Origin of the sequence: Clostridium saccharoperbutylacetonicum N1-4(HMT) (assembly GCF_000340885.1) — a bacterium.
Lineage (GTDB): Bacteria > Bacillota > Clostridia > Clostridiales > Clostridiaceae > Clostridium > Clostridium saccharoperbutylacetonicum.
This window is the reverse complement of sequence record NC_020291.1, coordinates 2,927,975-2,940,776: the sequence shown is the minus strand read 5'-3', so window position 1 is coordinate 2,940,776 and position 12,802 is coordinate 2,927,975. Positions and strand designations below refer to the sequence as shown.

Genomic DNA, 12,802 nt, shown 5'->3' with positions numbered 1-12,802 from the left:
TACCACCTACTTTCTATTAGCCGCTGCTGACTTTATTGATTTCATTATTTCATCAAAATTATTTGCTTCAATTTTTTGAATAGTAATATGGTATGTGTTTTTATCATCACTATTTATAGTATTTTTTAGCTTTGTTTTTTCATCATCAGATAAATTACTGTTTCTATCTATCGCGCTATTAAATTGTTCATCGTTAACTCTTAAACCTAACTTAAGATCAACCCAATCACCAAAACTACTAACTGCATCATTGTTAGAATAAATCCATGACTTATCTAAACCAGTTTTATTACTAAACCATTCAGCATCATTTTTATTTTGTTCATTTTGGCTTTCAACAGGATTTGAACCAATTCCAACATCTTTACCAATTCCAAATGTATTTCTATACCAATCACTTTTACCCATAAGCCAATCATTAGCAGCATTTGAAAAATTACCTTGCGCTAAGTCAGCACCTACTTTAAAGTCAGTAGTCTTGTTTATAACTTCATTTCCAACTACTTTTTCAGTTAAATCTGGAAGCTTATCAAGCAAATTATCTAATTGTCCACTATCAACAAAATGATTAATCATTTTTGCTAACGCTTCTCCTATTTTTACAATTGCATTTGCAACTTTATCAATTGTTTCTGGAGTTACAGCTTTATTAAATGCATTTCCAATAGATTCAAACGCACCACCAAAGGCCTTTCCTATTTTCTGTATTGAATTTGCAGTACCGCTATCCTCAAGGACATCCTTTAAATGATCAACTTGCTTAGCTATTGTTGCAAATACTCCTCCTTCTTTGGCTGTACCTGTTTTTACATCAATCCCCATTATTTCAGCTTTCATTGTCTCCCAAACGCCTGTCATTCTTTCAATTTTACCTTTTACAGTTTGAGCATATGTTTCAGCATAATTATTCATAGGAGATTTTTCAATATAATCAGTAAGTAAATTAAAATATTTCTGTGGATCACCAGCGGTACCCTTTTTATTTAAAGCTCCTTTTAATTCTTTATGTTCGTTTGGATCTGTTTTCCTTAAATCATCATAGAACTTTTTCAAATTTTTATTGTTTATCCCATACATTTGAAGCATCATACTTCTACCTTCAACAGCTTCTTTAACAGCTAATCCAATATGATCTGTTTGAACTTCTGGTCTTGTTCCTGCTACATCAACCAATTTTCCTAATTGCTTTTGACTTGGGGCTATACCTAATTGACCTAGTTTAGCAGAAATTTCAACAGTATCACGTTCACCAGCATATGTTTTTTGTGCAATATATGTAGCATCTTGATAGGCTTTCAAACCTTTGTCTTTACTACCATAAAACAAATCAAGTTTCATTCTACCTGTTTCAAAATCCATTGATTCCTCAATAGCATTTTTAATACCTTCAGGAGAAAGTAACCCATCTGATAATTTGTTTAATACATCGAATCCCTGCTCCATGAAATTATTTAAAGTTTTCATCACAGTAATACCAGCTGTAATACCTGTTCCTATAAGACCTAATTTACCGATTATCCCACCAATTCCACCTTGTAAAAAGCTTTGTGCAAAATCTTTTAAAGGATTATTACCACCTTGATTTGAATCACCATTCCATATTTTATTCGAATCTTGCTGTGCTTTTCCATAAGCTTGTTGAATGGTCATTCCTAATTTCATATATTTTTGAGAAAGACCTTCAATTGTTTTCTCTTGATTTTGTTTCACCTTGTCATTTGCTTTGTTAATTGCATCCGCAACAGTATTCCCTTGATTAATAAATTTTTGAGCAATCTTATCAACCTGCTGATAAGATTTATTTGTTTCATTATTAATCTTTTGATTGCTACTACTTATTCCATTAGCAAATTGTTTAAATTTATTTTCAGTACCTAATACAGCATTTGCAAATTTTTGTAGTGGATTTGTATAACCATCCTCAATAGATAATCTGCCACCTAAAATATCTTCTGCCACTCACCTCACTCCTTATTCCTCTTTTTTTATAAAAGGATTCGCCAATCTGCCTGTAAGTTCAGCTAAGGCTACATTGTTCTCAGTATCTTGCTTTTTCATAACTAACATGCTGGCAATATAATAATTCTTTTTCATTTCAGACATATTTATTAATTTATCTAAATCATGTCCACATTGAAGATAGTGAGAATACATATACAATTCTATATCAATAAACTCACCATCTTCGGACATAATTAGTTTTTTAAATCTTCAATTTCTTTTCTATATATTTCTCCTGGTTTTAATTGACCCAATCCATTTAAATCCATTAAAATTTCTCCTATAGCACCAACTTCATTTTCTTTAGGGAATAGTCTTCCAACAATTTTTACTGAATTTGTTTTACATTCATAAGCCTCCAAAAGTTGAGGGCTTCTTAAATCATCAATACTCATATAGATTAGATATTTTATACCTTCTAAGTAACTATCTTTCATTTTAGACCTTACATCTGCTAAATCTCCCTTTGATAAACTATGCGCTTCAAACTCTCCACCTAGTTTTTCACAATATACTAAACATTTTTGTTCTCCTGCCTGTGCTCTTAATTCCTCTTTTTTTGCTATAATGTCTTCTATTTTTAATAAAGCCATAATTCTTCATCCTTTCAAATTAAAAATAAAAGGTAGTATTTACTTACTACCCCAATCCTCACCATCATCTATAATGTTCGTGTAATCCGAATTTTCTATCATAAATCCTGCTTCAAATGCATCTTCGCCAAAATCATTTTCAGCTGCTAATTTTATTAATGTTGTTTTCCCCTTAACCCAAGCATCTGTAATTGAAATGCTTTCTTCCTCTTCACCATCTGGAGTATAATTTGTTCCTTCAAAATCAAATACAAAGTTTTGTAACTTTTTAGCAGCCTCTAGTATAGCAGGTTTAAATCTGCTATACCTTTTGTTTAATTTAAACGCTATTGTACATTTGTAACTCATAGTTACTTCTCCATCACTGCCACTATTCATAAGAGGTAGACTTTTTACATTTGGTTCAATATTAACTTCACACTCTTTTAATTCAGCTAGTTCAACACCATTAATTTTCATGTATCCCTTGTTAGTTCTCACAATATCTGTTGGCTTTAGTTGTCTCAATTATATTCACGCTCCTTCCTATGTTTCATATTGAAGCACAATGTTTATATCTTCTATTGTATCCATGCATTTTAGGGTTACTTTTATAAACACATAACTTCCTAGCTTAGCCTTTAATATATCTTCATCTTTCATATTATCGGTATTGACACCTTTAGATTCTAAGTATTTTTTAGTTGCTTCAACATCTAATTCTACATAGGATAATTCATCATTTGATAAATACCCGTCATTAGATAATGTTTTAAGATATGAATTTAATGTATTAATCAATGTCTTTCTATTTTTATATGAGTTCCCCATCCTACCTGAATAACTGGTATCAAATATCTCTCTCATATCCGACTTAACTAAATCGATAACTTCAACAATTCTTATTTTACTTAAAGTTTCTGATTGGGTGGAATCTATTGTTTGTAAAGAATTTACACCCCTTGAAAATACAATGTTTTTACCATTGTTACAAAGAAACAGCTCTCCTCTAGCAACACAATCATCATTATCTGTTTTAACATCGCAACTTGTTACATTTTTAGCAATATGATTTGTAATAGCCTCATTTGGCCCAAGTACACATAACTGCGCAGCAACTTCTGCTGCATATACATCAGGTGCAATTGCTCCTAGGTCTTTTCCAGTAAAATTAATTATTCCATCACAATCACTAGAATAGTTATAAATAACTCCTTTTAAAGGATAGTCCTCATCTTTCCTTTGAGTTTTAATAAAATCAGCAACTTTTTTCTTGTCAGCATCTAAAGTTATTTGAGGTACCGCCAACCATCCATTTTCATTTACTTTATTAAGTAAAGATAAAACATTATCTAATGATCCACTTATGCCATTAGTTGCATCATGACCAACCGCAACAATTAAGCTTTTTATCCCATAATCTGCAAAAATAGTTGAAATAATATTTTTATTATCTTCGGTATATTTTTCTGTAACTTTCTTTAATTTTGCATATTTATATAATCCTGGTGTTACTGTACTATCATCCAAAACAAGAAAAAGTACTCCATGTGCTGCTCGAGTTGATACTGATTCAGCTAAAGCTTGTACTGTGAATTTAACACCATTCATGACGTTATTTGTAGCCATTTACATATCTCCTTTCTGATTTTTTACATAAAAATAGACCAGTAAAAAACCAGTCTTTTAATCTTTATCAATAACATTTAATTTCAATATTCCCATCAAAGCATCATATGTTGCATCTGGAGTTTCTGGAATAGGTTCAGCCTTACTATCAAAATAATTGAGTGTAAACATTAGAGTCACATTATCATCAGTATCCTTTGGTTCTTTATTTAATATTGGTAACACTCTATTATTAACACTTATATTTTCGTCAAACAATTCCGTTAATTCATCAATTTTATTTAAAGAACTTTCTTGTGTTTTATCTTCTTCTACATATTCAATATATATATTCAATAGCTTTTTTCTTAAGTTAAATGAAGTATCACTCTTTAATGGTGATACTATTACATAAAATAAACCATTTTCAATTTCCTTTTCGCTTTTCTTTTTGTCTATTTTAATTGATGCGTTGGGATAATTATCCCTCAGTTTCTTAGTAATGCTATATAACAAATCCACATATTTTATCATTTAATATCACTCAACTTCTGCCTTAATTTATTTGGTAACTCTGCTCTAATAATTGTCAAAGAATCTCTTACAACATGCCTTCCAGGTACATATTCTTTCACAAGTTTCTTTCCAATAGCAGGAACATATCTTCCTTTTTCCTGTTTATGACCATTTTCATATGCATCAGCATATGGTGCTTGATTAAGATTATATCCAACCTCAATAGAATGAATTTTTCCTTGGATCTCAATTTCTCCACTAGTAGCAGATCTTCTTAAATTTCCAGTTTTAACTGATGTTCTACTTTGAATTTCTCCGATACCTTCAAGTGCTCCTTCAAATAATGTTTCATCTACAGCATTATTAAATTTTTCTTGTGATTCATTAATTTTATTTATAAACTCTTTAAATCCAAAAGTACTATCCATTGCTGATCACCTCATTTTCAATAACTTCAACATCTTTAGTTTCATTCAATAAAGCCTCCAGATAATCATCATCCCATGGAATAGCAGTAATTTTATAAAATTTTTCATTGTATTTTATACGGCAATCTTCAGTAATTTGAGGAATGATATCACAAAACATTTTTCTAGTACACTCAATATCATAGCCATAATCCTTCTTAGCTTTTTCAGTAGAATATGGCTGCATGTCAACCATTATAGGTTCATCTGTTGCTAATGGACTGTAACCTGTCCTTGTTATCCCATGATCGTCTTTTTTATCACCATAGATATATATTTGTATTTCTTTATTGTAAAACATATTACCCCCTTATTTTTGCATAAGGTAATGGAAGTAAACTTTTAATATCATCAGTTATAGTCCATGGACCAACATTACCTTTCAATGTTACTGAACGTTGTCCTTGGCTTGCAGAATATACACCTTTTCCACCAGCAGATTTTTGAGTTTTCTTAAAATCTGCTGCACTTTCTATTAATTCAACAATTGCACATTCAAAATTATTTAAAATATATTCATCGGTGAATTTTTCATCACCATCTACATTTAAATAATTCCTTATTATCACTATTGCTTTCTTTTGCTCAATTGTAAGGTCCATGTTGCACCTCCTCAAATACACTAGCTTAATATATATTTACAGTTGAATTTTTTCTTTCATAAATGCTATTAGCTCATCTTTATTAAAATTACTATATCCTTCTAATCCTTTATCTTTGCATATAACTTTAAGCTGTTCAACTGTCATTGAGTTGTAATCTATATCATTCTCTTTATTATCTTTAATAAAACCATTTGCCCTTTGATCTTCTAAACATCTATTTTCATGTATATGAAAAATCATAGGATTATCTATTTTAATTCCACAATGTTTGCACTTCAAAATATAACACTCCTTACTTTAGGTAATGTTGAGGTTTAATCCTCAACTTATTAACCTAATACTCTTGCTGCTAGTTCAGGATAGATAGATTTAACTCCATATAAACAATCAATAGATATTGTATTTTTCTTTGTATTCATATCATACCCCATAGTAACCCTTAAACTCATTCCATTTGGCGCTGTTGCTACATAAGATGTTGCTCCACCCATTGGAGGTTCTAATGGTCTTGTAACTAATGCAAATGCATTCTTATGGAAAGCTAATGATGCTACATGTGTTTTACCAAAGTTTACTGCTTGATTACTAATATCAGCTTTAATTGCTGGGTATATATTAACTGAAGCAACCCCAGCGGCTGCTGTTGCATCTGCTGTTGCAACAAATTGTTGCCCTGCTATTGTAAATACATCACCTTTCTTTATATCTCCAGTTGATACTTTAGCAGCGCTTGTTAATGTAATAATAGTTGCATCTTTCGCACCAGCTCCGGTAACATCTGTTAATGATGTAAAGGCTCCAGCTACTTGCTTTTTAATATTTTGATCCATATAGTTATCAAAACCTAAAATTCTACCCATAGAAGCTTCTCTTAAAGCTGCTGTTGAACCTGATGCATCTGCTCTTGAAATTGAATCTATTGTTACTAATTTTGCCTGAGCATAAGGGTCCCACACAACATTTCTGTTAGCCATAGGTACTCTATTATTATTTAACACTAGCATGGTTGCAGAAATATCATCTAATTTTGAAGGTGTTGTTCCTCCGGCTCCGCTATAGTAAGGAATATCTGCGTATAATCCACATAAGTCTTGATCAATTTTTTCTGCGATAGCAAGTGTAGCACCATCTAAGATTTGAGAGCCAAAATCATCAATGTTTAATGTTAATTCTTTAGAACCAACTTCAACTGATACGTCTGCAATCTTATCTAATTTTACTAATACATATTTTTCACCTACATCTTGAAGATTAATAGTTTCACCAAATTCATCAGCTATAAATGTAGCTGGTTTTCTAATTTGAATTGTATCGCCTTTTTCCTTAAACTCACTTGAATAATCTGTGTAGACTAATCCTGCCATAACCATATTGGATTGAAGCCTTAATAAAGCTTGTCTTGCAATTTCTTGTACTGTTAAAAATTTATTTGCCATAATTTTAATTCACTCCTTAGTTTTGTGTATTTTTTTGTTCTTGTGCTGCAAACCATTCAGCATCTGTCATTTTACTTTCGTCTACTGGATCCACAGTTTGTGTTGGTGGCTTATATCCACCTTTGATTTTTTCTTCAATCGCTACTGAAAGAGAATTGTTGAAAACATCATTAAACGTATCAAAGTTCTTAGTTGTTGCTTCTTCATCCTGACCTAAGAAATAATCGACTAAATTTAATGGAACCTTCTTCTCATTCGCAATTTGAACAGCTTTTGCTTTTAAATCTTTTTTTGCACTTTCAGCTTTCATATTTTCAAGTTCCTTTTGAAGGTTTTCAAGAGCTAATTCCTTTGGATCCTTTTCTGGATACCTCTTTTTAATTTCATCATCTACTAACTTAGATAGATTTTTTTCCTTAAAAGTTTCAATACCTTTTGTTACTCTGCCATCTCCATAGGATTGCAGATACTTTTTACCATCCTCATTGCTATCTAAAAAGTTTTTAACATCATCTATAGATAAACCCTTCTCAAATAACTTACTTAATGTTTCATTCCCCTTTACAGTTTCATCTATGTCTGCATCATCTGCCAAGTCTTTTAAAAATTCTATAATCTCATTTTTTTTCATTACTAAGCTCCTTCCCTATCCAGTTTTATTACTAACCCTGTATAGTTAATTCTTATTTTTTCTAGCCGTTTAGTGCCATGCTAAGGGCAAAATAAAAAGCCTTAACGCTGGCTTGCGAGATATGTTGATCACCTAACCTTTCAAAATTTCCCATAATACCACTTGTTTTTTCAATATGCTCTAAAATATTATTATCAGCTTTCATAGTTTAAATACTAAGAAAGGAGCATTTTAACACATAAGTAATTTAATTAAACATGGAACAGACAATCTACAAAGAAGTTGGTCAACGTGGTGGCAAAGATGCATGATATCCCTCATTCCTAATTCTAGACATAATAAAAGCACCTACATTTGTAAGTGCTACTTATTAGTTTGTTTATAAATCTGATCATATATTTCTTGAATTATTTTACCATCTTCATTTAAATAATCTTCATTATCAAAACCTATTTCTAATTGCAGGTCCTCGATATAATCTAGCAGGTCAATTTTAGTATCTACATCTATTTCACAATGTATATTTCCATTCTCTTCATCTTTTTTGCTAAGTGCCTCTTTTATTTTTTCATCATTTAGATTTTTTATTAAATAATCAAATAAATTTTTATTCAAAGATATTTTATACATTTCTTAACCTCCTTACTTTATCTTTGTCAGTTGGATTACTTTGTATCAGGTTCCCTGTATTAGGATTAATTGATACTGTTTATGTCTCTCCTATATATTTTTTACTTATTTCTGCTACTTTATCAAGTCTTCTAGCTTTATAATAGTCTTTCATAATCGATCATTCATTGCTATTATTATACTTCAATTTTTGGAAATCTTCCAATGTTTTAGGTATTTCTTTTCCTAAAATATCTTTATATTTTTCATATATTCTTTTATCTTATGATTTATTTTTAATCATCTTATGATTAGCAAGTCTTTCTGGATTATTATCAATATAATTCTTTTTCCACTCTTGATAACTTTGCCAATTAATATTTTGTTTAGTCTCATTATCAAGTCGCACTCTTGGATGCCAGTTTGAAACCAAGGAAATATATACACACCTACAAAATGGATGTTGGGGGATTTGTACAGGCTTTTTATCTATATCAAACGTTTGGGAATCATATTGAGCACACCTTGAACAAACTTTTCCATCCAAAGTAGCCATATACATAACTTTCTTTATACCATGTTCATGTTGCCATTCATCATTAGCACCTTCCTGTACCCTGCAGATATTATCTTGTACTAGCCTTTTAGTTTCATGGGCATTTGTATCATATTTTTCAATGATTTTCTGCTCAATTTGATTTACATTAGTTTCACCCTTAAGAAATTTTTCAACTTCTGTTTGCAATGTTTGGCATATTTCATTCTTATTATCATAAAGCCTATCAGACCACAGCTTATTATCCACTTTTGTATTTATTATTTTTTCCAAAGCTTCATCTGATAGTTGAGTTAAATTAAAATCAGCTCCCAAGCTATAAATATAATTATTAGCATTAAATTTTTCCTTACCTACACCAGTTAATATACCTTTAGTTAAACTAGTTTCAAAATTAAGTTCTGACTTAATATTAGCTACAATTAAATCACTTAATTCTGAATATAGCTTTTTCTTATCTGCTGCATTTATATTTAAAATATTATCAGTAATATTATAAGATAATAATATCTTTGCAATTTTGCTTAATAAACCATCCCTGTTTTTTATTTGGCCCTTATAGGCTTCTTTTAATTTCTCTTCATTCTTATCATAAAGCTCTTTAGCAAATTCTAAGGTTTTATCATTAAAGAAATTCTGTTCTTTAGTAAGCTTATTCTTATCCATCCTTATTTACTTCCTTATCCAGGCTTGTCTTCGGAAATGTCTCTTGGTGCTCTTCTTTAGCTTTTTTTGCTGTAAGCTGAGGATTATCAATAAAACTTAATAATGACAATGATGTTTCCAATGGAAGCTTTTCTCCTAACTGATTAATAATTTGAGCTGCACTAACATCATCTTGTGGAACATTTGGTGTAAATTTAAGTTTTATATCTCTATAATCATAAGTCTTATTTTGTCTAAGATTTAAGTATGAAAATAAGAATTTTAATCTACATTTAACAGCATCTGCAAAAGCCTTAGTATTAAGCTTACATTTTTCTTCAAGTGAAATCAGCCTACTTCTTAAAGCAATTCCAGAAAGATTACTTTGCATCTTTTCATTATGATTTATATGTGATGATATTTGGTACATTTTATCCTCTAAAGTAGTAAGCGTATTTTGAATAAAACTATCATTGATATTTTTAATTATCCATTCAGCCCTACCTTTATCAGAAGCAACCTGGATCATTCCCTGTTCCTTCATTTTATCAATATCTTCTTCCTTGATTTGAAATCCGAATATACTTAAATAAGCATTCCTAAAATCACTAATTTCATTTGAAATATCAGATAAATTTGTTTCATAAGCATCCTGTAATCCTCTAATATCATTAAATATAGTGTCATGTTCTTTTTCATCACTAACCTGAGCAATAGATATAGGAACTTCACCTTGAAAAAAATGTTCTTCTGTACTTTCCAAGTTATCAAAATTGCCAATATAATGATAAATAGTACTCTCATCATAAACATCTATATAAAGTTTAGAATCAAATTTCTTATGGTAGACATGCATGAAAAATCGAATATTCCCCAAGGAATCCACAAAAGCATAACCTTCACGTGGCGTTACTATTTTGGAACAGAATTGTGCATCATCATCAATATAATAAAGTTCATATGCCAATCCATATGTAAGCATCCTGTTCATTAATTTTGCATCATGCTGCTCACTCCAATGTCCTAAATAAAAATCAATATCTGCTATGATATTTTCATTTTGAGACTTAGAAATATAATTAATTTCATTTCCTATAGAATAACTCACTTCTTCTTTAATAAATTTCTTAACAAAATTAACCCTTATTGTTCGATTACTTCTATTATTATCATCTATCATGAAATAATCTTCTAAAGCTTTTGAATGTCCTTTGTAGTAATAATACATTTCATCATAAAACGGCTTTTTGATTTGAAAATAGTCATAAGCTGCTTTTAATAATTCTACGTCTATCAAATCCTCACATCCTTTCTATAAACCTAATTTTCTTCTATCCATAATTGTTGCAAATTGAACAACTTCTATAGTCTTAATTTTATTCTCTAATTCTGAAATACAGTCAATCATATCATCATGAGTTGTATATAACTGACCTTGGAAATCTAATATTTGATTAACTGCTTCTTTGCTATCCTCACAATCAGAACACACAATTATCTGACCATTGTTGACTGGATCTACAACAGTACTTATTTTTTCATCCTTATTCTTTTTCTGCATTTCATTAATCCACTCATATTTTTTACCCTTAAGAATTGGACTTTCTGCAATTAATTCTTTTATTCTAACAACGTCGGCCCCTTGAAATGTATTTCGTTCAATGTTTATATGGGTGACGTCGGGATTTCTCTCTAACATTTCCACAGCCTTTTTACAATATTGTTCATATCCTAACTTTTTCATAAGTAAATCCCTTATATATGTAAAATCGTTTGTTGCTTTTGAACCAACTGCCATTGCAGTAAAGTCAGATTTTTTACTAGTAGTACTGGCAGGATCTATGCAAAGCATAGTTTTGGTAAATACATGGTCCTCAATTTCCTCTTTAGTTCTAGTGGCAACAGATTTAAACCACTTTTCTCCTATAGAACTTGCATCATTCATAAACTCTGACATAAATGCAGCCCTATTTTCCCAATATTTTATTGCTAAATCATTAAAGCAATCCCATTTTTCAGGCCACCAGGTTTCAAATTGCATTTCTTCCTTATGGTCATCATAGAATTGCTTCGCTTTTTCTTTTCTTTCATCTTCATTAAGTTTTTCATCAAAATAAATGTCGTGACATTGCAACCATAAGTCACTTTCAAAGATATCTTCAACTGTTTCATCATCCTTTAGAACAATTGCACGTCTTAAAACGGTAAAATAGTCATTGTTTCTAGCCAATTTACTCATAAGGCAATCAATATGCAATACTGTTCCAATTGCAATAATCTTTGTAGCTGCTTTTATCTTCCTGCCATTTCTGTATACCGCTTTATCTCCAACCTCTTCAACCTCTGTAGTCCATTTATTGTACTGTTTCTCTCTTGCTGCTTCAGTAAGAATATTATCCTTTGATTGAAAATCATCAGCAATAACAACTGTTGGTCTTATTCCTCCCCAGTTCGCACCACGGACAGATGTCCCAGAACCAACTGTTCTAATATACGTGCAATTAGTAAATTCAACTTCATTAGCATTGATAGTATATCTCTCACCATTTACCTTAATTGCTTTAGCATCAATTAACTTTCCGAAACATTTAATTATTTTTTGGTTTTCATTAAATACTTTTTTTATTGAATCAAGAAATTGAGTCGCATCTCCATCAGTTTTTGCACCAAGTAAAGTAAATATAGATTTTTCGTAACAATGTAGATATACACAAACAGACATATCAAAGATAGTTGTTTTCGCATATCCTCTTGGTTCAATAATAACCGTTTTATCCCTTTTATCAATTACAAAAACATCATTTGCAATGCTCCACAATTCATAATGTCCTTCAGAAAGTTGTCTAGCCACATTAGGTTTATGATCTTCTGGAATGGAACCATCTTTATTTAAATCTTTAACAACAAAAGTATCACTCATGAAGTAAAGACAGAAAAATTCAATATCCTTTGCACCTAGAGCTTTAGCAAGATTGTCCAAATCGCTACTATTAGCTTTTAATACCCTATCGGCAGTCTCAGAATCATAATGTTTAGTAAGGTACTTTCCTAACAGATATACCTCATATTTAAGTTGTGTATGAAATTTTAAATTGTCAAAGTATATCATGCTAATCCTCCTTTTGAGCATAATAAAAGAACCCTATTTCTAGAGTT

At 30.6% G+C, this 12,802-nt stretch carries 17 protein-coding genes; all 17 read right to left on the bottom strand.

The genetic code is table 11. The features are described 5' to 3' along the window. Positions 1-6: 6 nt before the first annotated feature. Complete coding sequence (locus CSPA_RS13175; protein WP_015392785.1) at positions 7-1,959, bottom strand: hypothetical protein; 1,953 nt, start codon at positions 1,957-1,959, stop codon at positions 7-9. Between the two features lie 12 nt (positions 1,960-1,971). Further along, positions 1,972-2,193 (bottom strand): hypothetical protein, encoded by a 222-nt coding sequence (locus CSPA_RS13170; protein ID WP_015392784.1) that lies wholly within the window; start codon positions 2,191-2,193, stop codon positions 1,972-1,974. Between the two features lie 2 nt (positions 2,194-2,195). Beyond that, the gene (locus CSPA_RS13165; RefSeq protein ID WP_015392783.1) at positions 2,196-2,594 is read right to left on the bottom strand and encodes a hypothetical protein; all 399 of its coding nucleotides are present in this window, start codon (positions 2,592-2,594) and stop codon (positions 2,196-2,198) included. A 39-nt stretch (positions 2,595-2,633) separates the two neighbouring features. Then, positions 2,634-3,101 carry a phage tail tube protein gene (locus tag CSPA_RS13160; RefSeq protein ID WP_015392782.1) on the bottom strand — a complete coding sequence of 156 codons (468 nt, stop codon included), beginning with the start codon at positions 3,099-3,101 and terminating at the stop codon, positions 2,634-2,636. A gap of 18 nt (positions 3,102-3,119) precedes the next feature. Then, positions 3,120-4,202, bottom strand: a complete 1,083-nt coding sequence (locus tag CSPA_RS13155) for a phage tail sheath C-terminal domain-containing protein (RefSeq protein ID WP_015392781.1) — start codon at positions 4,200-4,202, stop codon at positions 3,120-3,122. A gap of 57 nt (positions 4,203-4,259) precedes the next feature. Beyond that, positions 4,260-4,715 (bottom strand): phage tail terminator family protein, encoded by a 456-nt coding sequence (locus CSPA_RS13150; protein ID WP_015392780.1) that lies wholly within the window; start codon positions 4,713-4,715, stop codon positions 4,260-4,262. Continuing rightward, positions 4,712-5,125 (bottom strand): HK97 gp10 family phage protein, encoded by a 414-nt coding sequence (locus CSPA_RS13145; RefSeq protein WP_015392779.1) that lies wholly within the window; start codon positions 5,123-5,125, stop codon positions 4,712-4,714. Before CSPA_RS13145 ends, CSPA_RS13150 begins: the two co-directional genes overlap by 4 nt. After that, on the bottom strand, positions 5,118-5,465 hold the full coding sequence (locus CSPA_RS13140; protein WP_015392778.1) for a hypothetical protein: 348 nt from the start codon (positions 5,463-5,465) through the stop codon (positions 5,118-5,120). Before CSPA_RS13140 ends, CSPA_RS13145 begins: the two co-directional genes overlap by 8 nt. A 1-nt stretch (position 5,466) precedes the next feature. Further along, a complete protein-coding gene (locus CSPA_RS13135; protein WP_015392777.1) occupies positions 5,467-5,766 on the bottom strand; it encodes a hypothetical protein in 300 nt (99 codons plus the stop codon). A 36-nt stretch (positions 5,767-5,802) separates the two neighbouring features. After that, positions 5,803-6,048, bottom strand: a complete 246-nt coding sequence (locus CSPA_RS13130) for a Rho termination factor N-terminal domain-containing protein (RefSeq protein ID WP_015392776.1) — start codon at positions 6,046-6,048, stop codon at positions 5,803-5,805. A gap of 50 nt (positions 6,049-6,098) precedes the next feature. After that, positions 6,099-7,205, bottom strand: a complete 1,107-nt coding sequence (locus CSPA_RS13125) for a major capsid protein (protein WP_015392775.1) — start codon at positions 7,203-7,205, stop codon at positions 6,099-6,101. Positions 7,206-7,221: 16 nt separating this feature from the next. After that, the gene (locus tag CSPA_RS13120) at positions 7,222-7,836 is read right to left on the bottom strand and encodes a DUF4355 domain-containing protein (RefSeq protein ID WP_015392774.1); all 615 of its coding nucleotides are present in this window, start codon (positions 7,834-7,836) and stop codon (positions 7,222-7,224) included. A 61-nt stretch (positions 7,837-7,897) separates the two neighbouring features. Beyond that, a complete protein-coding gene (locus CSPA_RS29760; RefSeq protein WP_157228411.1) occupies positions 7,898-8,041 on the bottom strand; it encodes a hypothetical protein in 144 nt (47 codons plus the stop codon). 158 nt (positions 8,042-8,199) lie between these two features. Then, on the bottom strand, positions 8,200-8,466 hold the full coding sequence (locus CSPA_RS13115) for a hypothetical protein (protein ID WP_015392773.1): 267 nt from the start codon (positions 8,464-8,466) through the stop codon (positions 8,200-8,202). 262 nt (positions 8,467-8,728) lie between these two features. Further along, a complete protein-coding gene (locus tag CSPA_RS13110; RefSeq protein ID WP_015392772.1) occupies positions 8,729-9,667 on the bottom strand; it encodes a minor capsid protein in 939 nt (312 codons plus the stop codon). Then, entirely contained in the window at positions 9,660-10,943 is a 1,284-nt protein-coding gene (locus CSPA_RS13105) for a phage portal protein (RefSeq protein ID WP_015392771.1), read from the bottom strand. Before CSPA_RS13105 ends, CSPA_RS13110 begins: the two co-directional genes overlap by 8 nt. Positions 10,944-10,958: 15 nt before the next feature. Continuing rightward, positions 10,959-12,755 carry a hypothetical protein gene (locus CSPA_RS13100; protein ID WP_015392770.1) on the bottom strand — a complete coding sequence of 599 codons (1,797 nt, stop codon included), beginning with the start codon at positions 12,753-12,755 and terminating at the stop codon, positions 10,959-10,961. Positions 12,756-12,802: the final 47 nt, after the last annotated feature.